We start from the raw sequence: 26,622 nt of genomic DNA, 5'->3' as shown, positions 1-26,622 counted from the left end.
ACTTAAAAACAGCTAAGAATTTATACCTAATGATGCTTTTGAGTATTACCAAAATATCAATAAATAATCCTTCAAACCTGTTCGATAGGTTTTTCCAAATACCTAAATATATTGTTTTTGATGAAGATATAAATACTTTGAAAAGTATGATTTTGATGAATGGTTAAATAAAGAAGGTGAATGGCTGACAATCCAGACCATCCACCTTTTATTAACTATACAGCATCAGATAAACTACTGAAGGTAAAGTCTCTTATTTTTAACGGAGGAACCAAACTACCTCCTACACGCATCGGAGCCCCCATTGCTTCTAAATTATTAAGCATAATTACGGGGCTTTCGTTGAAACGGAAATTTTTGATTGGGTACTTAATTTTTCCTTTCTCAATATAAAAAGTACCGTCACGTGTAAGTCCTGTGTACAATAATGTTTGAGGGTCAACGGCACGGATATACCAGAAACGTGTAACCAAAATACCTTTTTCCGTGCCTTTAATCAAGTCAGCCAATGATTCTGAACCGCCAGCCATAATAAATCCTGATGGTGGTGGTGTAGCTTTCACTCCTTTTTTCTCTGCCCAGAATCTTGAATAGGTTAGGTTTTTAACTACGCCATTTTCTATCCAATAGATTTTTTCTTGTGGACGACCATCCCCTGAGAATCCTGCTTTAGGAATTTCAATATTGGCAGGGTCAGAAAAAATACTTACTCTTTCGTCAAACAATTTTTCTCCCAGACGTATACCCCCACCTTTTTTACTCAAAAAACTTCTTCCTTCATCTGCACTTCTGGCATCCAAGCTTCGCATCATATTTTGCAATAAATCAATCGATGCCGCAGGTTCAAGGATTACAGTATATTTCCCCGGTTCCAACGCCTTTGCTGAACTTGAAGCCAATGCTTTTTGCATCGCAACTTCAGTAGCCGACTTTGTATTCAGCTTTGAAGCATCGTTGAAATCACGAATAGCATAGCCAGAACCTAAACCATCTGCAGTACGCACCGTAATTGAAAAATCAATGGAAGTAGATTTGTTATAACCGAAAAGTCCTTTGCTATTTCCAATGGCATTGAAGCCTGAAGAGTCTTCTAAATACCCTGCTGCTGTCAAATTCTTTTTAGAACATGGGTCAATACTTTCAAAAGCAGCTTTTGCACGGTAATCAGGGTCAATGCTTGCTGTACTTTGTGCAAACGTTCCAGATTCTATGTATTTCTGTGGCCCGAGCATCGGTACATATTCAGGGTTTTCTGGTGCTAATTTGGCTATTTCCTCTGCTCTTCTAACAGTTTTTTCTAAGGATTTATCATCAAATTCATTGATAGTTGCTGTACCAGCACGTTTGCCAAATACTGCTGTTACTGCCAAAGAGAGGTCTAGTGACTCCCCACTTGTAGAAACAGAATTTCGAGCATAACGAATATTTCCCGTGCGACTTCCACTTAGTGCCACACTCATTTCATCAGCTTTTGAAAATGCTAAAACTTTGTCTATTATCTTTTTAGCTTCTTCTTTTGTTAATATAATTGACATTTTTTTTCGAGATTAAGAGTTCTTCGAGCTATCAGCATTGGGCTATCGGATTTCGGATTGAAAAATAATTTATTCCGAAAGCTGACGACTGAAAGCTGATTGCTCACAGCTGAGCTAAACTATATTTTACGTCCTGTGTTAATCACATTTACACCGTTGAAACGAGTCGTGGCACTTCCATGCGAAACAGCACTTACTTGCGAAGGCTGTCCTTTCCCGTCAAAGAACGAACCGAATGTACGATAATCGTCTTTATCACAAATCTGTGCGCAAGAATTCCAGAACTCTTGTGTATTTGATTGATAAGCTACGTCATCTAACATTCCTACAATCTCTCCGTTTTTGATTTCATAAAATAACTGACCCCCAAATTGGAAGTTATAACGTTGCTGGTCGATAGAATATGAACCACGCCCAATGATATAAATACCTTTTTCAACGCCCTTAATCATGTCAAAAACACTCAACTTTTCTTTACCAGGACGTAAAGACACATTTGGCATTCTTTGGAATTGTACCGAGTTCCAGTTGTCGGCATAGCAACAACCGTGTGATGCATTTTCTCCTAAAATATTTACTTGGTCACGTATAGCTTGGTAGTTTACCAAAATACCATCTTTAATCAAATCCCATTCTTTACAAGGTACGCCTTCGTCATCATATCCTACTGTACCTAATGTATATGGCTGTGTCTTGTCAGCTACAATATTCACTTGTTTGCTACCGTAGTTGAAAGCCTTCGTTTTCCATTTATCTAATGTTGCAAAGCTAGTTCCAGCATAATTGGCTTCGTAGCCCAATACACGGTCAAGCTCAGTTGGGTGGCCAACCGACTCGTGGATAGTCAAACCTAAATGATTAGGGTCAAGTACTAAATCATATTTACCAGCCAATACCGATTTAGCTGTCATTTTTTCCTTAGCTTGCTTAGCTGCCATGATAGCATCTTCTACCATGTCATATGAATTACGATAACCTACTAAACCATTTGGTGCCGCAATTTTTTCGCTTGCCAAACCATCTAAGTATTCATACCCCATGCCCATTGGAGAACTAATGGCATCACGTGTTTTGAATTTGCCAGCCACTTTATCAACCGCAGTTACCGTGAAAGTAGGCCAGATGCGGTGTACATCTTGGTCAATATAAGAACCATCTGAAGATGCAAAATATTTTTGCTCGTTCACTAAAAACAAGTTGGAAGTAACAAACCCTGCACCATTTTTCAGGGCTTCGCTGTTTACTTTCATCAACAAATCTATTTTTTCTTGAACAGGTACTTCAAATGCATTTTTCTGGATAGGAGTTTTCCATGAAACCTCACCAACACCTTTTTGTGGAGCAAGAATTACAGGCTCTTTTTGGATTTTAGCATTCGCTTTAGCAATAGCTACCGCAGTTTCTGCACATTTGGCAATGCCTTCGGGTGTAACATCACTTGTTGCGGCAAAACCCCAAGTTCCGTTAGCAATTACACGGATACCCACGCCATAAGATTCAGCATTAACAATGTTCTGAACTTTGTTTTCACGGGTAAACAAGAATTGTTGTAAATATCTACCGATTCGAACGTCGGTATAAGTAGCACCACGAGATTTGGTAGCATTCAAAGCGATGTCAGCCATTCTTTTTTTAAAGGCTACATCTGCAGCGGGTTCTAGCAAACGTTCTGCTGTAACCATATTTCCCAAAACAGGAACGGACGAGCCCATCATGGCTCCTAAGCCCATACCAGATAATTGGATAAAATCCCTTCTATTCATATTGGGGTTTGTTGATTGAAGTTAAAATTAAATGAGGTAAAAATCGTGACAAAATAGACTATTCAACCCTATTCTACAAAATGGATAAAACAGCATAATCTAAAAATAGTAAATAAAAACGCAAAAACCATCTCCTTATTCGACAAAAAGCACAAGTTTATCGACATCTGTTAGAGTTTTTTGAAATTATAAAGAAAAGTGTACGATTTTATCCTATTAGATAAGAAAGAAAGGAAAGAATAAAACTATATAGTGATAGCCGTCTTTCAATAATAAAAGACGTTTATAGTGAAGTAAAAAAGCAATGAGAAGAAACGAAAAGGATACATATCCACAAACGGTTGCGTTGAAATCAGTGCAATAAATAGATAAAGCAAAAAAAGTAATCCAGCCTAGTATAAGTACCCTGATGATGTATCCTTTAAATTCTAAGATTGCAATTGTTCCTATTAATATTATGGCGCCAAAAAGCATAAATTTAATTTTGGCAATAAAGGTTGTATCATAATAATACATATTACTGCCAAAATAGATTGAAGTTGACAGGCATACAAAAGCAAGGATTATATAAATACTTCTTAAAAAGCCCATTTTTTTCTTAAAAGAAAAGTCGAAATATAAGCAAATAATAAAAGCACTAAAACTAGCAATACATGGAAACCAGTTTTGTGGTAAGCCTGTGTCGCTTCTTCCAGAAATAGTCCAAGGGTAGTGATATACTACCTGCATAAGTATACCTAATGCTATTATAGTAAAAACTTGATACCCAAGAAAATGCTTACTTAGAGCAAACTCCATTTTTATAAACATTTGCCCCATTGATGAAACTGTTCTCTTTTTAAGTAAGTAAACTATGAATGAAACAAATAAAAAAAATGAAGCAAATATTTCTGATCCCTCTTCGATTAATAAGAATAGCATTGGGCGTTTCCAAGTAGCAGGGTTTGGTGCGTTTTGCCATGATGACATTTCATATTGCTCTTGAAATGGGTTACTCAACAGTAAAATCACACCAATAAAGCTTAACGATAATACTATTTTATAGCGCCTGAATTTCACAAAAAAGAATAACAACATTATTAAACCTATAATAGCTATAAAAGCATAAAACAGATACCAGCCTGTACTTATTCCATCTCCTAATTTTTTAAGCAGTGCGGTTTCACCTATTACTTCATGAAATGAACCCATCTCATCAAAAGATAATGTGAAAAATATAGCAGAAATAATAATCCAAAGGCTATTGAAAACCTTATTTGCCAATGTTTCAGAGTGTTGGTTATCAATTAAGAAACATAAGAATGCAATTATGGCTATTGAGAAATACAGCATTGAAGCATACCATGATGCTACGATGTTCTCATTAGTAAGATCTAAAAGAACAATTATAAGCTGTACAGAAAACTTGGCACTTTCAAGAAAAGTTTGTTTACTCAGCCAAGTTCCGAATAGAAAAAAAAGATTACAACAGAATACACCCAAACATATCCGATAAACATTTTGTACAGAAATCTTCACAGAAAAAATTTCTGTTTGCTCTTTCGGTAAATTCATTATTATACAATTATTAATGTTATAATGCTTTATAATTCAGTTAGGTATAATAAGCATTTAACAATACATTTTCTTCCTTAAGGACACAAACGCTAGTTTAAAATCATACTAAAATAAATAATCATTTAACATTTTCCTATTATTTGTTTTATACAATAGCTGCTAACCACTATCGACATCACCCAAAAACATCTTATTTCTCTTTTGTTTTGCTAGAAGCTCGTCATAGGCAAGAAATACATATTTTAAATAAAAAATTTGCAAAATTAAAAACAACAAACCATATTTGCCTATAGAAATTATAGACTAATAGTTTTGCTTGTTAGCCACCAACAAGTAAAAGAGTCAATACAGTTTTAAAAAAATAATTATGAACATAAATAATTTATACATTTTTCTAAAATGTAGGGAAAGTTTCCGTACAGTGGCAAGCTCCATTTTTTCAAATCAAAATTGTTGCTGTTGTAGCTAATAACAATAGCCTATCTCCTCATTTCTGGACTATCATTTATTCCATAACATTATGGATTACATCTTGCATGTTCTATAATACACAAAGTATTAAATTAAAAATTTTATATAACTTAATCCATAGTTTAAATAGAATTATCCATTTCATGAAAATTAAATACATATTCTTATTTAGTCTTTTGTCGCTGGGAATGGCATCTTTTGCACAAAAGAAAAAAAGCTCAACGCCTCCCAATATTATTTTAGTAATGGTAGATGACATGGGTTACTCAGACTTAGGTGCTTATGGTTCAGAAATCAATACTCCTAATATTGACAAACTAGCTTTTGAAGGTATCAGGCTGAAAGAATTTTATAATAACTCTATTTGCGCTCCTACGCGTGCCTCATTAATTACGGGTCAATATCCCCATAAGGCGGGTGTAGGATATTTTAATGTCAATTTAGGTTTGCCCGCTTATCAAGGCTTTTTAAATAAAGAATCTTTGACTTTTGGCGAAGTACTTAAAACAGCAGGATACAATACTTTCCTTTCTGGTAAATGGCATGTAGGCAACGATAGTTTGTATTGGCCAAATCAGAGAGGGTTTGATAAATTCTATGGCTTCATCGGTGGTGCTAGTAATTTTTATGCCGACGCAAAAGATGCGCCAGTGGAATTGGTAGAAAACAATAAAAGAATTAACCTAAAAGAGAGAGAATATCTAACAAATACCATTACAGATAAAGCGCTTTCATTTATTGAAGAACAAAACAAGAGTTCAAAACCATTTTTCTTGTACTTAGCTTTCAATGCTCCGCATTGGCCTTTACAAGCTTTACCAGAAGATATTGCCAAATACCGTGGAAAGTATAAATTAGGGTGGGATTCTCTAAAAGTCATTCGTCATGCCAAACAAGTACAATTAGGATTGGTAGACCCTAAACAACCTATTGCTACACGCGATGAAGAAGTGCCTAGTTGGGATGCTTTTACTTATGATGAGCAACAATTGTGGCAAAAGAAAATGGAAGTATACGCTGCCATGCTCGATCGTGTTGATCAAAACGTAGGAAGAGTGTTAGCCAAATTAAAGGAGCTTAAAAAGGATGAAAATACATTAATCGTTTTCATTTCCGACAATGGTGCTCAAGGTGGGTATTCACCTTTAGGCAGAAAACGTGCTAGAAATTCTGGTCCTATTGGGTCGTCAGGTTCTTATGAATACCAAGACCAAAGTTGGGCTTCATTATCTAATACGCCATTTCGCTCTTATAAAAACAATTTCCATGAAGGAGGCATCAGTTCGCCATTTATAGCTTGGTTTCCTAAAAAAATCAAAGCTGGAGGCATCGCTCGTGGAACAGGGCATTTAATCGACTTAGCTCCTACTTTTTATGATGTAGCAGGTGCAAAATATCCAGAAAATTATAATGGTGTAAAAACCAATGCTTTAGCAGGGGTTAGTTTGAAGAAATTATTATTTGAAGGTACAGAACTGAACCGTGAACAGCCTATCTTCTGGGAACGTGGTGGTAATAGAGCAGTTAGAAAAGGCAAATGGAAGTTGGTTTCTACTTATCCAGAAAAAAGATGGGAACTCTATGATTTGGACACAGACCGTGGTGAAACAGTAGATTTGTCTGCCAAGAATCCTGATATCGTAAAAGAATTAATTGCTGACTATGAAGCATGGTCAAAGAAAAATAATGTAGAAAATTATGATAAAATAAAACCTGCGGTTCAAATCGGAAATGGAACGAGGTTTTAAGGAGCTGTGAAAATTTTACTACTATAAATATTAGAATATCACTGGCGTTAGCAGTTTTCGAAATTCCACTGTTTGAGCGGAGCGAGTTTGGAATTTCTTGACTTTCTTTTGCGGTCCGCCGCGCGGTTACTTTTCTTGTATCAGACGGGCAAGCCTAGTGAAGAAAAGTAAGGCCTTACTTAAGGGAAATATCTTTTATAGGAATTTATGAAGGGTTTTAAATATTCTCGCTCAATTACAAATTTTAAAGACGATAAATTAGCATAATCATTCTTATGAAAAATAAAGCATTTACTTGGATAGGGATTTTATTTGCCTTAAGCCTATCTATTCAATATACTTTTGCCCAAAGCAAAAAGCCAAATATCATTTTAGTCATGGTAGATGATATGGGTTATTCTGATCTTGGAGCTTATGGTTCAGAAATTAATACACCTAATATCGACAAGCTGGCTTTTGAAGGCATCAGACTTAAAGAATTTTATAATAATTCGATTTGTGCACCTACACGTGCATCATTGATTACAGGGCAATATCCTCATAAAGCTGGAGTTGGCTATTTTGATATTGATTTGGGTTCGCCTCCATACCAAGGTTTTTTGAATAAAGAGTCATTAACTTTCGGCGAAGTACTTAAAACAGCGGGCTACAATACTTATCTTTCTGGAAAATGGCATGTAGGAAAAGATAAATCTGTATGGCCAACACAAAGAGGCTTTGATCAATTTTATGGTATTTTAGGGGGTGGTGCTAATTATTTTGATGCAGAAGATATTCCACTTGGGCGACCGTATCCTGTAAGCTTGATTGAAAACAATCAACAGATTCATCCAAAACCAAACTCATATTATTTTACGGATGAAGTAACGAATCATGCTATAAAATTTATTAGCGAACCAGCTAATCAAGAAAAGCCTTTCTTTTTATATTTAGCTTATACGGCGCCACATTGGCCATTGCAAGCTTTACCAGAAGACATTGCTAAGTATAAAGGCAAATACGATTTGGGTTGGGATGCGCTGAGAAAGAATCGTTTAGCTAAATTAAAATCATTAGGTATTCTGGACGAAAAACAAACCATTGCAGAAAAAGATGCAGAGATTCCTGAATGGGATAATTTAACCTATGATGAAAAAGAACTTTGGAAAGCTAAAATGGAAGTGTATGCTGCCATGTTGGATAGAGTTGACCAAGGCATCGGAAAGTTAATAGCAAGCCTAAAGGCACTGAAACAAGATGAAAACACCTTAATTGTTTTTATTTCTGACAACGGTGCTCCTGCGGAAGATGTAGCACACTTAGGCAATAAAGTAGGGAAAAATGCTGGCCCTGTAGGAACTTCAGGCTCATTTGAATCGCAAGGGAAAAACTGGTCATTCTTATCAAATTCGCCTTTCCGTTCATTCAAATCTTTTGCTTTCGAAGGAGGTATCAGCTCGCCATTCATCGCATGGTTTCCAAAGAAAATAAAATCGGGGACTATCAGTAAAGGCACGGCACATTTAATTGATTTAGCACCTACTTTTTATGAATTGGCAGAAGCGAAATATCCTGAAACATTTAATGGCATAAAAACCAATCAATTACCGGGAAAAAGTTTGACAGGGTTGCTTTTTGAGAACAAGGAAATACAACGCGAAGAAGGTATTTTCTGGGAAAGAGCAGGCAATAGAGCCGTAAGAAAAGGCAAATGGAAATTAGTTTCTATCTATCCTTCTTATCAATGGCAGTTGTTTGATTTAGATAAAGATAGAGGTGAAACACAGAATGTAGCAGCCAAATATCCATTGATAGTAGATGCGCTTTCAAATGACTATTTCAAATGGGCTGCCGCAAATGGTGTAGTAGATTATGATACTATTAAACCTAGTGCTCCGCTTTTACCAGTTAGAAAAAGTAAATAATAAATCAAGCGGTGAGTTTTGAGTGTGAAATTTAAAAGTACTTTTGTAAAGTAATCTCAAGGCTTAATACTCAATGCTAAAAAGCTACTATTCAACATGAGAAAAATAATTTATACCGCTTTAGGAGTTAGTGGTTTTGCTTGGTTAATGCTCCAAGGCAATGCCCAGACTGTTCAACAGAAACCTGCTGCTGGAGATAAAATTGCCGTTTGCAAAGTAAAAAGTCCAACTTTTGTTAAAAATAAGTTTGCTTCTGATAAAACCAATGTTACAGCAGGCAAGGCACTAAGCTATCAAAATATGGTAGAAATTCCGGGTGGAACATTTACAATGGGTACTGATGAATATCCAGATGCTCAACCTAAACATACGGTAACTGTAAAAGGCTTTTTAATGGATGAGCATGAAGTAACCAATGCTGAATTTGCTCGATTTGTAAAAGCAACTGGCTATAAAACTGTAGCGGAACGTCCTTTAGATCCAGCAGATTATCCAGGAGTATCGATTGATAAATTGGTAGCAGGCTCAGCAGTCTTTACGCCTCCCACTGAAAATGTAGGATTGGATAATCACCTTCAATGGTGGGATTATGTGGCTGGTGCTAACTGGCAACATCCTAAAGGACCTACTAGCACTATAAAGGGGCATGAAAATGAGCCAGTTGTACAGGTTTGTTATGAAGATGCACTAGCTTATGCCAAATGGGCAGGTAAGCGATTACCCACTGAAGCTGAATGGGAGTTTGCTGCACGAGGGGGGAAAACTGCTACTAAATATTATTGGGGAAATGTATTAAAGCCTAACAATAAATGGTTTGCTAATATTTTTCAAGGGAATTTCCCAAGTGGCAATACCTTAGAAGATGGTTACAATGATGTAGCACCCGTAAAATCTTTCCCAAAGAATCCTTATGGATTATATGACATGGATGGAAATGTTTGGGAGTGGTGTAGCGATTTGTATAGACCAGATTATTACAAAAACAGTCCGAAAGTTAATCCTAAAGGGCCTAGTTCAAGCTATGACCCCGAAGAGCCCAACGTAGTAAAGCACGTGCAAAGAGGTGGTTCGTTTCTATGCAGTGATCAGTATTGTATACGCTATATAGCTGGAAGTAGAGGCAAAGGAGAAACAAGTAGTGCTAGTAATAATTTAGGATTTAGATGTGTAAAAGATAAAAATTAGTAATCATTGAAATATTGGAAATAATATTTGTACTTTTTGAATATTATTTTTCCATTGTGTTGATTATCAGTAAATTAATTTTTTTAGACCGAATATTTTTTTGAAAATATTTGGTTTTCTAAAAACATTAAGCCATCTTTGTCTATCGAAATTATAGACTTATAATTTCATCGCAATTATCTTGTTAGCCACCAACAATGTATGATTGCCTAATTTACCGTAACTTTTAATTAAGCGTTAGTCAAATGGAATGCTCAAAAAATAATGGTCACGACTTCACACTCAAGGTGGTTCAATCTCTTGCTTCCTTTTCTTGCTGTTGCTGTTGTTGATAGCCAAACATCAAATTATTTTCTTAAATAAGATTCAAGATACTTGATATGCTTTATGGTCAGAGCTTCTAGGTATTTGTATGCTTATTCCTTACAATTATTTACATGTAACGTAAACAAATCAAAAAATGAAAGCAAAATTAACAGGTATTTTTCTTTTACTTGGCGCATTGACAGCCCAAGCCCAAGACAATAATAATAAAGTAAGTTTAGGAGGAACACGCTTTACCTATCCCCTTATTGAAAAATGGATTACTGAGTATAAAAAAATATATCCTAAAGCGGATGTACAATTAGCCAAAAATGCTGGTGAATCTGTTACCATTCAGATCATCGCATACCATGCTGAGCCAACTGCGTTTGGTGATAACAAAGAAATTACACCAGTAAGCAGATTTGCCTTATTACCCGTTGGTAATGAAAAGACTCCTTTAGCTCAGACATTAGTAAAGAAAGGTGTAAAGAAAGAAGAATTGAAAAAATACTTTTTAGAAGACCCCGAAGATGCACTTGAGCAAGACAAAGACGCACCAAAATACCAAGTATATACGCGTGCTAGCAAAGTTTGCTCTTCCATCTCTTTTGCTAGTTATTTAGGAGACGATGCTGAAAACATTGTAGGCAAAGGAATTACAGGAGATGACAAAAATTTATTAGAAGCTATTAAACGTGATCCACTAGGCATTACGTATAATAACCTAGGTTACTTATATGATTTACAAACAAGACAGCCTTTGAAAGACTTTACTATCTTCCCGATTGATTTAAACAACAATGGGAAATTGGATAAAGAAGAACAAATTTATGGAAACTTAGATTTACTTATTTCGTTCTTAGAAAAAAACCCTACTAGCAAAGCTATACCTACAGAAAACGTGTATTTTATCACACATAAAAATGCTGAAAATGAAGAATTGAAGCGTTTTGTGAACTGGACAAAACATGAAGGACAAGCTTACGTCAAAGAATTAGGCTTTGTAGGCTTGAATGATGCAAATGATAATAAAAGTGCTTTTGTAGAATCAAACAATTCATTTAAGAGCAAAAATTAGCCTTTTCTTTGTCTTACTTCTTTTCATATCGCTACATCAGCCTGTTTGAGGCTGATGTAGTTGAACCTAATTTATACGCAGTATGATGACTCTTCAAGATTTTAGCACTATTGGGAAAAAAGTGCTTATCAGTATCCTTGTATTTTTAATACCAGTTACTATCCTAACGGGAGGTATTTTATTGGTAGAACATTTATTAAATTAATTAGCCATTTCCTAAAATCACTCAAAATGACCTTAGAAAAAAGCCTTGCTCGGAAAATTTTTCGAGACGCATTAATTAGTCTATTTATTTACGCACTCCCTGTTATCTTACTTTGGGGATGGTTCTATTATAAAGGTGAAAAACCTTGGCTTAATAAAGTAAAAGACACAACAACTACTTCTGCCAGTGCCAAGGAATAGATAGATATATAAAAACATGATATGGAAGACGCTAGACAAAAGATATAAATAATATTTAATCATTGAAAATATTTTGGTTCGTTCCAGATTTCTTGTAATAAGTAAATGTTCTCGCCTTTTTAATCTATTAAATCTATATATTAATATGACTAATATTTACCTTAAAGCTAACAAATAATATGGTACATTTTATCGAAGAAATTTTTAAAAACCTTAACGGCTGGGGCCTTACAGCATTAACATTTATTTTAGGCTTTGCAGAATTCTCTTTGGGTCTATACGGCAAAAAATGGAATAATAACGAAAAACTATTAGACATTGCTTGCTATACATTACCCAAATTAGTAGTTGGCCCGGTAGTCGCATATTTCGGGTTGAAAGTATTACCATTTGTGTTACCTCATGCCAAAAATGAATTTACTTGGATTCCCTTCGTTTTCGGTGCGTTAATTATTGCTATTTATGATGATTTAACACAATATTGGTATCACCGTTTACACCACCAAGTACCATTTATGTGGCGTTTTCATCGTACACACCATTCTGCTCCATATATGGGCATGGCTATGGCTTCGAGACAAAATATTATTTACACGATTTTCTTTTCACAGTCTTACGTAACTACCGTATTGGTTTATTTAGGTTTGGGCTATCCAGCCTTATTTGTAAAAGGACTGAAATCGTTGATTACTAAATTGGCTCACTCAAGTATAAAATGGGATAAACCATTTTACGAAAACAAATGGTTACATCCTGTAGCATGGGTATTAGAACGTACTATTTCAACACCCGCTACTCACCATGCACACCACGCTGATTCAACGGACGATGGTGTTGGTCATTACAAAGGAAACTTCGGCAATATGTTCTTTTTATGGGACATTATTTTCGGTACGGCACTCATTACCAGACAGTATCCTGCAGCTTATGGTATCAAAAACTATCAAAGTGAAGAATGGTACGCACAGTTATTGTGGCCAATTTTAAAATCTAAAAAAGAAGGAAGCGAATTATCAGCTAATGGGCCTGAAGTAGCAGAAGATGAGCCGTCATCAGTGCCAGTTGCATTGGAATACGCTTAATTACTAAACATTATTCAAATCTTAAATTCATAACAATGATTAAGACCTTAAAATTTATTGTACTATCACTAGTATTGAGTACTACTGTATTGGCTCAGAAAAGCGATACAGAGACAAATAACTTAGTTTCAGCAGCTATTTTTGCTTCAAAAATTCAGCAACAAGCAAAACCGCAGATTATTGATGCCAGAAGTGCGGAAGAGTTTACTCAAAACCATATCAATGGAGCAATCAATCTAGTTCCTCAAGATGCATCTTTTATTGAAAAACTTAATCCTAGCCAGCCAGTGTTTGTTTATTCAATCGCTAATGGCAGAAGTGTAGTATTTGCAAAAGACTTGGCAAGTAAAGGTTTCAAAGAAGTGTATGTATTAGATGGTGGCATTGGTGCATGGGTTGGGCAAGGCAAAACGGTTTTTACTACTGCTAAAAAAGGATTAACACTCAATGATTTTAACAATATTTTAGCTTCTAACAAACTTGTTTTAGTAGATGTTGGATCAAGATATTGTGGGTCATGTAAAAAAGTAAAACCTGTACTGGAAACCTTGAGAAAAGAACATGGTGATGCACTAAAAATTGTGGAAATAGACCTAGAAGAAAGTCCACAATTAATCGCATCCTTGAAGAAGGTTACTTCATTCCCTTATCTTATTTTGTATAAACAAGGGAAAGTGACTTTTGAAAAAAGTGGAATTGCTGAATTGAAAGGTGTTTTAGATACTGCTCTGGCACAAGCCTTGTAGTATTTTCTTAAATCATCGGATAGGTAGTAATTGCTATATCCGATGATTAAACTTTATTATAATCAAATAACCCTTACTGTTACCCCCGTATTCATTTTGTAATAAATGAAACCCTTTAATAGTATATATAATCCATAGAATAAAAATGAAAAACAAATTACTAAGATTAATTTTTATGTTGACATTAGTTTTCATTTCGATGAAGGCTCAATCTCAACAATTGACAGGAAAAATTATTGATTCCAGAACGAAAGAACCAATCATAGGGGCAGCAATAGCAATAAAAGGAACCTCGATAGGGGTTACAACCGATGTTAATGGTAAGTTTATCCTCAAAACCTCTCAAAAACCTCCGTTTACTGTTATCGCTACGTTTGTAGGATACAAGAAAAAAGAAATAGAAATTATTGAATTTGAAAATCTTAACATTTCTTTGATAGAATCAAAAGGACAACGCCTTGATGAAGTAATTGTAGTTGGCTACGGTACTCAGAAAAGAAGCGACATTACAGGTTCAATTGCGTCAGTACCTTTAGAAATAAAATCTCAGCCAGTGGCTTCCGTAGAACGTCTTTTACAAGGTTCTGTTGCTGGTGCAATCGTTACGCAAACTTCAGGACAGCCAGGCGGTGGGGTTAGTGTTCAAATCCGTGGTAACAATTCTATCACTGCTGGTAGTGATCCATTATACGTGATTGACGGTTTTCCTATCAACAATGATTATTCATTGAATGATGCTGGTGTAACCAATGGTTCAAAAATCAACCCATTATCATCGATTAATACAGCTGACATAGAATCAATAGATGTGTTAAAAGATGCTTCGGCTACTGCTATTTATGGTTCACGTGGTGCTAATGGAGTTGTGATTGTAACTACTAAAAATGGTTCAAAAGGAAAATCTTCTATTAATTATGATGCTTACTATGGTGTTCAAGAGGTAATCAGAACACTACCTGTTTTGAATGCAAGAGACTGGTGGGCACTTAGAAAAGACGCTGCTAAAAACTCAGGTAAGACAACATCTCTACCATCGGTTACAGGCTATTCTTTAGATACTTCGGGTGTTGGAACAGACTGGCAAGCAGCTGCATTCAGAAAAGCAGCCATTCAAAGCCATAGTTTATCAATCCTTTCGGGGTCAGATAAAACAAGATTATCGATTTCAGGAAACTACTTTAAACAAGATGGTGTACTTCAAAATACTGATTTCATCCGTTACTCAGGTAGATTTGGCTTAGACCACGACTATAATAAACGCTTTAAAATCACATCTAGCTTATCAGTAAGTACAACTAAATCACAAGTAGCACCAGCGGCTATTGTAGGTAATTTACTACTTACTCCTCCGTCATTGCCTATTTATAAAGACGATGGTACTTTTGTAGTAAACAGCCCGTTTGAGTCAGGCTTACAAAACCCGATTAACTCTTTATACAATCAATTGAATGAAACAATTACCAACCGTATCTTAGGAAACGTAGCGGGTGAATATACGCTTGCTGAAGGTTTGAAAGCAAAAGTGTTATTTGGTATTGATATCGTTGATAACAAACAGAATCGTTACTTGCCAAGCAGTACAGCGGAAGGTTTAGCACTTTCTGGTGACGCTATCGTGGGTACTGCTTTCACTAGCAACTGGCTGAATGAGAATACATTAAGCTATGACAAAGAGATTGATGCTAAAAATAAAATCAATGCAGTTGTGGGTTTTACTGCACAGCAGTCAAAATCAAAGGGAGCAGTAGCCGAGGCTGCTGGATTTGCTACTGATGCCTTTTCATATAATAACTTAGGTACAGGAATTACTGCTAGAACACCAAGCTCATTTGCGAGCGAATGGGCATTAGCTTCTTATTTAGGAAGAGTAAACTATGTTCATGATGATAAATATTTGGTAACGTTGACACTTCGTGCGGATGGTTCATCAAGATTTGGAGATGGCAATAAGTGGGGATATTTCCCTTCTGCGGCCTTTGGATGGAATGTGAGTAATGAGAAATTCTTCCAAAATGTTAAGAACGTTAGTAGCTTTAAAGTAAGATTGAGCGCTGGTTCGACGGGTAACCAAAATATTCCTTCATATCAATCATTATCTCAGTTAAGCTATTTCCGATACAACTTCTCTAATACAACGGTTTCGGGTTATGCACCCAATACTGTACCTAATCCGAATTTAGGGTGGGAGAAAACCTTCCAAATTGATGGGGGTATTGATGTGGGTCTTTTCAATAACCGTATTTCGCTTGTGGCAGATTATTATTACAAAAAAACAACCGATTTATTGTTGACAAGAACAGTACCGGGTACTTCTGGACTATCTGATTTTTATAACGGACAAGCTTCTGTTATTTACCAAAACATCGGAGCTGTGGCCAACCAAGGATTTGAACTATATATCAATTCACACAATATTGATAGCGATTTGAAATGGAATACTACTTTAGTATATTCTAACAACAGCAATAAAATCTTAAATCTTGGCGACGGTGTAGATCAAATCATTCCTTCTATTTCTTCTCCTTCTATTGCAAAAGTAGGCTATCCGTTGGGGTCATTCATTGTTTATCAAACAGATGGCATTATCCAATCTGGCGATGTTGCTCTTACACCACAAGCTAACAAAAGTCCAGGTGGGCAAAAATACAAAGATATCAGTGGACCGAATGGTGTTCCAGATGGTGTAATCAGTCAGGCTTACGACCGTGTGGTGATTTCAAACCAACCCGCTTTTACAGCAGGGTTAACCAACACTTTCAATTACAAAGGATTTGACTTAGCTATTTTCTTCCAAGCGTCTATTGGAGGTAAAATCTATAATGCCAACAGAGCTAACCTTGAATTGGGTACGGGTTATGTAAATGCTTCTACTGATTTATTAAACAGATGGACGCCAACCAATACCAATACAGATGTAAAGGCAGCTTATCAAGACCCTGCTATTACTATTTCAGATCGTTTTATCGAAGATGCTACATATTATCGTTTGAAAAATATCTCGCTTGGATATACAATTCCAGCTAAAATTGTCAAAAAAGCCAATATCAAAAGCTTAAGAGTATATATATCGGCACAAAATGCTGCTACTTGGACAAAATATACTGGCTATGACCCAGAAGTAAGTTTGAACGGTCAATCATTGATTAACAAAGGTATTGACTCCGGTGTATATCCAAACAATAAGTCTTATCAAGTTGGGATATCATTATCATTCTAGCTTTCAGCTATCAGGTGTCGGCTTTCGGATTAAATCTATAACGTATTTATCCATTAGCTGAAAGCCGATGACTGAAACCCGAAAGCCATTTTATCATTTTAAATTAGATCATCATGAAATTATTCAAATATATAGCTCTTGCTAGCGTAGGATTTGCTGCTAGCTCTTGCCAATCATTTTTAAAAGAAAGTCCTGAGTCAATTATTTCTGAAGAACAATATTACAAAACTCAAACAGATGCTATTAACGCCGTAAATGCTGTTTACTTCTTATTAAATTCAGGTGGAAGTTCTGTTCAAACACCCTACAATACCTTGTTCAATACAGGTATGAATATGGCCGGAGATGATGAAGACCCAGGACCAGGAGCTACAAACCCAGATGTTCGTTCGTTAGCAGTTTTGGCACATTCATCTTCTAATCTTCGTGTATATGAATTATGGCAACAGCACTATGCTGCTATTAAAAAAGCGAATGTTGCTTTAGAAAAAATCCCTAGCATTACTTTTGATGCTACACTAAAAAATAGATTGTTGGCAGAAACTAAATTTTTGAGAGCTCTATACTACTTCAATTTGGTACGTTTGTATGGAGATGTTCCTTTGATTACAAGCTATCAGAAATATGTTAACGCAGGCGATTACGCCATTGCTAAATCGCCTTCAACAGAGGTATATCAGCAAATTGAAAAAGATTTAACCGAAGCAGCTAGTACTTTACCAGTTTCATATTCATCACCCGATGTAGGTAGAGCCACTGCTGGGGCAGCTAAAGCTTTGTTGGCTAAAGTTTATTTAACAAAGGCATCTTTGCCACTGAATCTAACACAACACTATCAGGATGCTGTTAAAAAAGCTGAAGAAGTATTATCCCCTGCTGATGGTGGCACAGGAGCTTATGGCTACGACTTGTTTGCTAATTATGCAGATGTGTTTTTACCAGCAACCAAAAACGGTAAAGAGCATATTTTCTCGGCTCAGTTCAAATCAAACTCTTTGGGACAAGGGAATAACCAAAATCCACGCTCAATCTTGACGGGTATTCCAGGTTTGACGGGGGCTTATGCTGATATGGTTCGTTTTTATACTGTAGGTAATGATAAATTCTTTAGTGTATATAAGTTGTATCAGCCTACCGATAAAAGGAAAAGAGTAACGTTTGTTACCAACTTTACTAGCCCTACAAATGGTAGAAAATACGCTTTACCAATTGTAAACACTGCCGTACCGAATGACTCAACTCCGTTTTTTAATAAAACTTGGGATCCGAATTCACTTTCATTGACTAGTGAATCTGCGGCAAACGTAGCCATCATTCGTTATGCAGAAGTATTACTAATTCATGCAGAAGCTGAAAATGAATTGAATGGTCCTACAGCTAAGGCCTATAAATCTTTGAATAAAGTTAGAAACAGAGCAGGCTTGCCCAACCTTACGGAAGGGCTGACTAAAGACCAATTCCGTGAAGCCCTGTATCTAGATCGCCGTTTAGAGTTAGTCTTTGAATACCAACGTTGGTTCGATTTGATTCGCCAGAAAGATGCTACAGGTAAAAGTACGTTTGTGAGCAACCTAGTTAAGGTTGGTAAAACCAATGCGACAGACAAGCATCGCTTGTACCCAATACCACAGTCTGAGATTGATAATAATCCAAAATTGGAACAAAATACGCTTTGGAAATAATTGATATTGAGTGAGTTGTGGACGAATAAAGTAACTATTCGTCCACAACTCACAAATTACAGACACATCTTTATTTTTTTTTGAATTCATTCAATTATGCAAAAAAATATCATTATAGGTTTGCTGTTTTCAGTAACGCTTTTCTCATTTGTCAAGAAAACTTTTGATGGAAAAGGCACACATGAAAGTAATCCTGAGGTAAAAAAAGAAGTATTTAAAGTATTGGACGACTATATGAATACCTTCAACGCAAAGGATGCTAAAGCTTGGCAGGCTACTTACCATTTCCCACATTATCGTTTGGCAAGTGGCAAAATGTCAGTATTAGAAAAAGCAGGTATTTTAGATTCAACGGTATTTATACAACTTGGCAAAACGGGCTGGCATCATAGCAAGTGGAATCATAGAAATATCATTCAAGCATCAGATGATAAAGTGCATGTTGATACACAATTCTCACGCTATCGTGCGGATGGTTCATTGATTCAGACGTACGAATCGCTGTATGTTGTCACTAAAGAAAATGGAAAATGGGGTGTAAAATTACGTTCAAGTTTCGCTGAATAATTCCTACTTAAAAGCTATCATGAGATTTTCATTTAAAAGTATCCTTACTTTTTTCCTCAGTATATTATCCACTTCGGTTTTAATTGCTCAAAATGCTCCTAGCAAAAAACCAAATTTTGTTATCATCATGGCCGATGATTTGGGTTATGGAGATATTGGTACCTTTGGAGCAAAGGATATACGCACGCCCAATATTGATAAACTAGCCACAAATGGCTTGAAATTTACGTCTTTCTATTCAACTTCGCCCGTTTGTAGTCCTTCACGATTTGGCTTATTAACAGGCCGTTATCCTCGTCGTCAGGGAATTGATGGTGTTTTTTTTCCAGAAAGTTTTAATGGTATTCCTAAAGAAGAACTGACCATTGCCGAAGCCCTCAAAACCAAAGGTTATTCAACAGGAATTATTGGAAAGTGGCATTTGGGACATCATCGCTAATTTTTACCGCTACAAAATGGCTTTGATGAATACTTTGGCATTCCTTACAGCAACGATATGCAAGGAACTGTTTATTTGCGTGGCAATGATGTAGTTCAATACAATATTGATCAGCATTATACCACCAAAACGTATACTGATGAAGCTATAAGTTTCATTGAAAAACACAAAAAGGAACCTTTCTTTCTCTATTTACCGCATACAATGCCACATTTACCTTTATACGCTTCGCCAGCATTTGAAGGGAAATCTCAAAGAGGATTATATGGCGATGTGATTGAAGAGTTGGATTGGAGTGTAGGACAAGTAATTGAAGCCTTGAAAAAAAATGGTATCGAAGAAAATACTTTGGTGATTTTTACAAGTGATAATGGTCCTTGGACAATCTTCGATATCGAAGGGGGTTCGGCTGGAAATTTAAGAAATGGTAAAGGTACAACGTTCGAAGGTGGACAGCGAGTGCCAACTGTTTTTCAATGGCCATCAAAAATCAAAGCTGGAAGTGTTTATGAAGAATTAGCCTTGCATTTAGATATTTTTCCTACCATCTTAAAATTAGCAGGTTATCAAGCTACTTTACCTAATCCGATTGATGGTGAAGATGTTAGCCAAATATTAACAGCCAATGGGAAAAGAAAAGGGGACGAATTTATCTACTATTCAAACGGTAAAATAGAAGCTTTCAGAAAAGGAGATTGGAAAATTCGTTTAGCACAACCAGCCTCTAAAAATTATTTAAGCGGAAAAGATATTCCAGCTACAGAAGCTTTTTTATTCAATTTGAAAGATGATGTATCAGAAACTAAAAACTTATACATAAGCAATCCTGAAAAAGTAGCTGAATTGTTAGCGGCTTTAGATAAAAAAGCAAAAAGCATTGGTCAAAATGTAGCAACATTACCACAGCGTTTACCTGCTGATGATGTACATATCAAAAAATATTTCCAGCGTCATCCAGAATTGAAGAAGTAACAATTCACAGGTTGTGCAATATAATATCCTGTATAAAGGCTTTCTTTTCAGATCCTCTTTGAACTTCCTCAATTAATATATAAAGTCGATAGATATAATATTAACATTGAAAAGCATTATGATTATTCAAAAAAAAGTAAAACGTTTTTCTAAACTGACGACCTCCTTATTATTAGGTGGGGTATTAGCCAGTTCAGGTGTTTTTGCACAACACGATCCAACGCTTCCTTTCCAAGGAAAATTGGGTAAAACTTTCCAAGAGACGAAAGAAGTTTGGACAGAACATTCTCCTCAAGCTCCTAAAAATGCTCCTAATGTAGTCTGGATTTTACTCGATGATGTAGGCTTTGGTGCAGTAAGTACTTATGGAGGTTTAATCAAAACGCCTACGTTGGATAGTTTGGCGGCTAATGGTTTGCGTTATACAAATTTTCATACAACTGCTATTTGCTCACCAACTCGTGCAGCTTTGTTGACTGGGCGTAACTCACATTCGGTTCACATGGGTTTATTCCCACAAACAGGTGGCGGAACCCCAGGGTATGACGGCTTTATGCCTTTTGAAAAAGCTACTATTGCTGAAATACTACGTGAGAATGGTTATAATACCTATGCTGTTGGTAAATGGCACTTGACGCCAGCCAAAGATGCTACGCCAATTGGGCCGTTCAATCGTTGGCCAACTGGTAGAGGCTTCGACCATTACTACGGATTTTTAAGTGGTTCAACCGACCAATATAACCCTGTAGTTTGGGAAGATACCAAGAAAGTAATTCCAGAAAAAGGTAAATTATTCAGTACACAAATGGCAGACAAAGCCATTAACCTAATTGCTGAACAAAAATCACTTGCTCCTGAAAAACCATTCTTTTTATACTTTACCCCAGGGGCTGGTCACGAACCACACCAAGTTGACAAATATTGGAGTGACCAATACAAAGGAAAATTTGATTTTGGGTGGGATAGATACCGAGAAATCGTTATCGAAAACCAAAAGCGTTTAGGCGTAATTCCTAAAGATGCCGTTTTACCAGAACGTGGACCGGGCTTAAAAGCATGGGATTCATTATCTCCTGATGAAAAGAAAGTATATGCCAAATTCTTTGAAGTATATGCAGGTTTCTTAACGCATATCGACTTTGAAATTGGGAGAGTACTTAATTTCTTGAAAGAAAGCGGTCAGCTAGACAATACGCTTGTGATTGTGTCGGTAGGAGATAACGGGGCAAGTAAAGAAGGAACTTTTGAAGGAAGAGCGCATCGTAATTATGATCCAGATTTGACACCAGAACAACGTTTGAAGAAAAATCTTGCTTTAGTTGACCAAATCGGCACAGAATATTCAAGTCCAAATTATCCTTTGGGTTGGGCTCAGGCTACTAATACACCTTTCAAACATTGGAAACAAGATGCCAATTCAGAGGGTGGAACGCATAATCCTTTGATTCTTTTCTGGCCAAAAGGCATTAAAGACAAAGGCGGTATTCGTAATCAATATACGCACTTGATTGATATTTTACCAACAACGATTGAATTGACTGGTGCAAAAGTACCGACAGTAATTAATGGGTATCCGCAAGAGCCAATTGAAGGAACAAGTTTGGCTTTTAGCATTAACAATCCAAATTTGCCTTCTCGCCATACCGTACAACATTATGAAATTATGGGTTCTCGTTCGATTTACAAAGATGGTTGGAAAGCAGGTACTTTACATGTGAAAAAACAGCCATTTGATAAAGATGTATGGGAATTATACAACCTAAACGAAGATTTCAATGAGCGTAATGATTTAGCAACCAAGTATCCAGAGAAACTACAGGAACTCAAAGAATTGTTTGATGCTCAGGCTTGGAAATACAATGTATACCCATTGAAAGACGGTACTGGTTCAGTACCAGCACCTTCGCCAACCATTTTTGACAACCGCAAACAATTAGTTTTATATCCGCAAACTTCACAGTTATTTGAAGGTTCTGCACCAAAATTGGGTGGTCGTTCATTAAGCATTAGTGCTGATGTAGTTGTACCTGAAAAAGGTGCTGATGGTGTATTATTAGCGATTGGAGGAAGAGCAGGCGGATTGAGTTTATATGTTCAGAAAAATCAATTGTGGTTTACTTACAACAATGGCGAAGAAAAAGTATATGTTACTTCAAGCGAGCCAATCAAAACAGGGAAAAATATCTTGAAAGTAGACTTTAATTACGAAGGTGTTGAGAATGTCAACAATGCTCCTGCAACGGCTATTTTGTACATCAACGAGAAAAAAGTAGGTGACATAAAAGTAACGAGAACTTTACCAACTGTTGGCTTTTATGAAAGCATCGAAGTGGGAAAAGACCAAATTACTGCCGTAACAGAAAAATACAATGTACCATTTAGTTATGCAGGAAAGATAAATAATGTGACGATTGATTTGAAGTAGAATAAGCAACTTAATAAGCTGGTAAATGCCGTTTGCCAGCTTATAAGTTATCTGACTAAAAAATATTTAAACCAAAATACTTGAGCTTTTATTGGCAATATGAAACGATTCTTATTTTTTTTCCTCTTAGTTGCATTTTCAAGTCAAGCTCAAAAAAACTATTATCATAATCTTTCGTGGGGAAGATTAGTCCTTACTGATACTATCAATAAAAAGGTTAGATGGGAATTGTATTTACAGCACAGACGGCAAAATATTGAACGATCAGACTTAAATATATTTGCTACCAATCAATTTACAAGCTATTGGGGCTGGTTACATTTCACAGTTTCACCCACTACAAAATTTTCGTTTTCTCCGCTTGGATATTTTAAAAGTTGGATTTTGGTTGCAAAACCAACTGACATCGAGAAACCAGAAATTACAGAATGGCGGGTTTCAGCAAGAATTGATAATGAGGTAAAAGGTAGATATTTCAATTTAATCAATAGGTATGGACTTGAGTATCGACAAAGAGATTTATTGAATAATGGAGTATTTCAGCCCAATTGGCGCGTTCGGTATATGCTTCGACTTGAAAAAGCCATTAAACCAGCATGGTTGCCAAAGCCTGTAACCTTGGTAGCTAATGATGAGATATTTATCCAGTTTGGTAAAGCAGTACAGGGTAACCCCAATATTTTCGACCAAAACAGAGTTTACCTAGGCTTTAACTATCCCCTAACCAAAAATATAAAAACAAGTCTTGGTTATATATGGGGCATACAAGAAAGAAATTCAGGAAATGAAATAGATTATTCAAATATTATTTGGGGCGTATTAACCTTAGATAATCTTTTTAGCCAATTTAAGAAACAGAGAAATTAGTGCTTAAAACGTAGTAATTAAAGTCATGCAAAAGAATGTTATAATTGCCTTGTTAGCTCTGATTTTTTCCAGTGCTAGCTTAGCTCAACAGATACAGGATACCACTTACGAACCTAATATAAGTAGCTCAGCCTATCCGTTTGGGAAAGGTTCATCTGTAAAAATTGATGAAGCTCATTATAATTTTCATACAGCTAGTAATCGCTACCTTGCTTTTGCCAAAGTATTGCGAAAAGATGGTTACGAAGTATCAGCAAACAAGGAAGCTTTTTCAGAGGAAAGCATTAATAAAGCTAAAATACTAGTGATTGCTAATGCCATTCATCCGAGTGATACTACGGAATGGGTAGTGCCTAATCCATCGGCTTTTACTCCAAAAGAAATTATTGCCGTGAAAAATTGGGTTGAAAAGGGAGGGTCATTACTACTCATTGCCGACCATCAGCCTTTTCCTGGGGCAGCAAGTGAACTAGGTAAAGCCTTTGGGTTTACCTTCTATAATGGTTTTGCAACAGACACAACTACTGGCAAAGACCCTAATAAAAAGAAAGAGTTAGACACGTTCACAAAGAAAGCTGGCTCTTTAAAAGAACATCAAATCACTAACAAAATTGACCACATAGTAACCTTTACGGGACAGGCTTTTAAAATTCCATCACAGGCAAAATCATTGCTCACATTTGATGATAAATACATTGTGTTATTACCTGATACTGCTTGGAAATTTAGTCCTAAAACACCTAGAATATCAGCCAAAGGTTTATCCCAAGGAGCAGTTTTATCAGTTGGAAAAGGACGAGTAGCCGTATTTGGCGAAGCAGCACAGTTTACCGCGCAATTAAAAGGAAAAGATAAAAAAGGCTTTGGTTTAAATGCCCCAGAGGCCGACCAAAACTTAGCTTTTCTATTAAATATTATTCACTGGTTAGATAAGAAAGAATAGCATGAATAGCCAAGATTATCATCAAATCATTGAATATCTTCCAAAACAATAAACAGCTATCCACTTTTCAATAGTTTAAAAATATCACGGTTTAAGAATGGCACTTTTTCAAAAGAAAATAATAAAAATAGGATTACCCATACTAATAGTAGTGGGCATTTCAACAGTGTATTTACTTCGTCCTATCAATACAGATGATACATTGGTAAAAGTTGATAAAGCCTTGGCAGAAGGGAAGCGTGAGTTTCTGGCCAACCCTGATTCTAGCAGTTCATCAAAACCTAGGCCCAATGTTATTATTTTATTGGCAGATGATTTAGGGAAATATGATATTTCATTGTACGGAGGCAAATCAGCCCCTACTCCTACTATCGACTCTTTGGCTGCTTCAGGCGTTACCTTTACTGACGGCTATGTATCTGCTCCTATCTGCTCTCCTTCAAGAGCAGGCTTACTGACGGGGAGATATCAACAACGCTTTGGACATGAATTACAGCCAGGAGACCGCTACCCCAAAAATAATTTAGAATATTTAACGGTTAAATACATCCTCAATACGAACGATTGGCACCCAAATCCTAAAATTGAGTATCCTAATAGCAATGCTATTGCATCACAAGGCTTGCCACAGTCGGAAATCACCTTTGCTGATTTAGCTAAAAAAGAGGGTTATGCAACAGGTATTATCGGGAAATGGCACTTAGGACATACGAAAGGCTTCACTCCTTTAGAACGTGGCTTCGACTATCACTATGGTTTTTATCAAGCATTTTCATTATATGCTCCTGAGGATTCCCCTGACCTTATTAACCATCACCATACTGATTTCACAGATAAAGTAATCTGGGGAAATGGTCGTGTGGGTACAGGGAAAATTCGCAGAGACACGACAATTATTGAAGAGAAAGCCTTTTTAACAGAAAAATTTGCCGAGGAAGCAGAGGCTTTTATTGATAAAAATAAGAAGAAGCCTTTTCTATTATATGTTCCATTCAATGCTCCACACACACCATTTCAGGTAAGAAAACAATATTATGACCGCTTTGCACACGTCAAAGATGAAAATAAGCGAGTGTATTATGCGATGATTTCAGCTTTGGATGATGCGATTGCTCGTATTCTGAAAAAAGTAAAAGCCGAAGGATTAGAAGAAAATACGCTGATTGTTTTTGCTAGTGATAATGGCGGAGCAACATATACACATGCTACTACCAATACACCCCTTAAAGGTGGAAAGTTTTCGCATTTCGAGGGAGGTATAAACGTCCCGTTTGTGCTGAAATGGAAGGGTAAAATCAAAGCCCATACGGTTTACCAACAGCCTGTTAGCTCCTTGGATATTTTCAGTACCGTTGCTGCTGTCATTGGTGCAAAACTACCACAAGACCGTACTTACGATGGTGTTAATTTGATAGAAAAAGTAAATAAAAATCAAGAGGCTCATAAAGCGCTTTTCTGGCGTTCGGGAGATGCCAAGGCAATTCGTAGCGGAGTATGGAAGTTGGTCATTAGTGGTAAAAACAAACAACAATGGTTGTACAATTTACAGAAAGATAAATCTGAAAGCACAAATGTTGCGTCACAAAACCCTGCTAAAGTACAAGAACTACAAGCGGCTTTACAAACATGGGAAAAGGGACTTATCAAACCGCTGTGGCCTAGCTTAATGCACTATGAATTCAATTTTGGCAAAGACAAGTATTTGGTGGATTTATAAAATATACTGCAAT

General features: G+C 36.3%; 18 protein-coding genes and 1 pseudogene. 16 read left to right on the top strand and 3 right to left on the bottom strand.

The annotated features are described in order from the left end of the window. Positions 1-215: 215 nt before the first annotated feature. From J2Y60_RS10490 to J2Y60_RS10480, 3 genes are all read right to left on the bottom strand, one after another. Positions 216-1,535, bottom strand: a complete 1,320-nt coding sequence (locus J2Y60_RS10490; RefSeq protein WP_309917414.1) for a TldD/PmbA family protein — start codon at positions 1,533-1,535, stop codon at positions 216-218. A 119-nt stretch (positions 1,536-1,654) separates the two neighbouring features. Further along, positions 1,655-3,298 (bottom strand): TldD/PmbA family protein, encoded by a 1,644-nt coding sequence (locus tag J2Y60_RS10485; RefSeq protein WP_309917411.1) that lies wholly within the window; start codon positions 3,296-3,298, stop codon positions 1,655-1,657. A gap of 216 nt (positions 3,299-3,514) precedes the next feature. Further along, a complete protein-coding gene (locus J2Y60_RS10480; RefSeq protein ID WP_309917407.1) occupies positions 3,515-4,852 on the bottom strand; it encodes a hypothetical protein in 1,338 nt (445 codons plus the stop codon). 617 nt (positions 4,853-5,469) lie between these two features. Here J2Y60_RS10480 and J2Y60_RS10475 point away from each other — a divergent pair. The 16 genes and pseudogenes from J2Y60_RS10475 to J2Y60_RS10395 all read left to right on the top strand — a co-directional run bounded on the left by J2Y60_RS10475 (position 5,470) and on the right by J2Y60_RS10395 (position 26,609). Further along, a complete protein-coding gene (locus J2Y60_RS10475; protein WP_309917404.1) occupies positions 5,470-7,074 on the top strand; it encodes an arylsulfatase in 1,605 nt (534 codons plus the stop codon). 275 nt (positions 7,075-7,349) lie between these two features. Then, positions 7,350-8,978 carry an arylsulfatase gene (locus tag J2Y60_RS10470; protein ID WP_309917402.1) on the top strand — a complete coding sequence of 543 codons (1,629 nt, stop codon included), beginning with the start codon at positions 7,350-7,352 and terminating at the stop codon, positions 8,976-8,978. Between the two features lie 96 nt (positions 8,979-9,074). Beyond that, a complete protein-coding gene (locus J2Y60_RS10465) occupies positions 9,075-10,163 on the top strand; it encodes a formylglycine-generating enzyme family protein (protein WP_309917399.1) in 1,089 nt (362 codons plus the stop codon). Positions 10,164-10,623: 460 nt separating this feature from the next. Continuing rightward, positions 10,624-11,547, top strand: coding sequence for a hypothetical protein (locus J2Y60_RS10460; RefSeq protein ID WP_309917396.1), 924 nt, complete (start codon positions 10,624-10,626; stop codon positions 11,545-11,547). 82 nt (positions 11,548-11,629) lie between these two features. Next, positions 11,630-11,752, top strand: a complete 123-nt coding sequence (locus J2Y60_RS10455; RefSeq protein ID WP_309917393.1) for a hypothetical protein — start codon at positions 11,630-11,632, stop codon at positions 11,750-11,752. A gap of 26 nt (positions 11,753-11,778) precedes the next feature. After that, positions 11,779-11,952, top strand: a complete 174-nt coding sequence (locus J2Y60_RS10450) for a hypothetical protein (RefSeq protein WP_309917390.1) — start codon at positions 11,779-11,781, stop codon at positions 11,950-11,952. A gap of 179 nt (positions 11,953-12,131) precedes the next feature. Next, positions 12,132-13,034 (top strand): sterol desaturase family protein, encoded by a 903-nt coding sequence (locus J2Y60_RS10445; protein WP_309917388.1) that lies wholly within the window; start codon positions 12,132-12,134, stop codon positions 13,032-13,034. A 35-nt stretch (positions 13,035-13,069) separates the two neighbouring features. After that, positions 13,070-13,780 (top strand): thioredoxin domain-containing protein, encoded by a 711-nt coding sequence (locus J2Y60_RS10440; RefSeq protein WP_309917386.1) that lies wholly within the window; start codon positions 13,070-13,072, stop codon positions 13,778-13,780. 145 nt (positions 13,781-13,925) lie between these two features. After that, the gene (locus J2Y60_RS10435) at positions 13,926-16,997 is read left to right on the top strand and encodes a TonB-dependent receptor (protein WP_309917383.1); all 3,072 of its coding nucleotides are present in this window, start codon (positions 13,926-13,928) and stop codon (positions 16,995-16,997) included. A 113-nt stretch (positions 16,998-17,110) separates the two neighbouring features. After that, positions 17,111-18,679, top strand: a complete 1,569-nt coding sequence (locus J2Y60_RS10430) for a RagB/SusD family nutrient uptake outer membrane protein (protein WP_309917380.1) — start codon at positions 17,111-17,113, stop codon at positions 18,677-18,679. A 96-nt stretch (positions 18,680-18,775) separates the two neighbouring features. Further along, entirely contained in the window at positions 18,776-19,246 is a 471-nt protein-coding gene (locus J2Y60_RS10425) for a hypothetical protein (RefSeq protein WP_309917377.1), read from the top strand. Positions 19,247-19,265: 19 nt separating this feature from the next. Continuing rightward, positions 19,266-20,657, top strand: a pseudogene (locus tag J2Y60_RS10420) (sulfatase). A gap of 118 nt (positions 20,658-20,775) precedes the next feature. Continuing rightward, positions 20,776-23,082, top strand: a complete 2,307-nt coding sequence (locus J2Y60_RS10410; protein WP_309917374.1) for an arylsulfatase — start codon at positions 20,776-20,778, stop codon at positions 23,080-23,082. Between the two features lie 99 nt (positions 23,083-23,181). After that, the gene (locus J2Y60_RS10405) at positions 23,182-23,949 is read left to right on the top strand and encodes a DUF2490 domain-containing protein (protein ID WP_309917372.1); all 768 of its coding nucleotides are present in this window, start codon (positions 23,182-23,184) and stop codon (positions 23,947-23,949) included. 25 nt (positions 23,950-23,974) lie between these two features. Continuing rightward, positions 23,975-24,892: a DUF4350 domain-containing protein gene (locus tag J2Y60_RS10400; protein WP_309917369.1), complete on the top strand. Its 918-nt coding sequence runs from the start codon at positions 23,975-23,977 to the stop codon at positions 24,890-24,892. 97 nt (positions 24,893-24,989) lie between these two features. Then, positions 24,990-26,609: a sulfatase-like hydrolase/transferase gene (locus J2Y60_RS10395; RefSeq protein ID WP_309917366.1), complete on the top strand. Its 1,620-nt coding sequence runs from the start codon at positions 24,990-24,992 to the stop codon at positions 26,607-26,609. Positions 26,610-26,622 lie beyond the last annotated feature (13 nt).

This window comes from Arcicella sp. BE140 (assembly GCF_031456255.1).
Taxonomy (GTDB): domain Bacteria; phylum Bacteroidota; class Bacteroidia; order Cytophagales; family Spirosomataceae; genus Arcicella; species Arcicella aquatica.
This window is presented reverse-complemented; position numbering and strand designations above follow the sequence as displayed.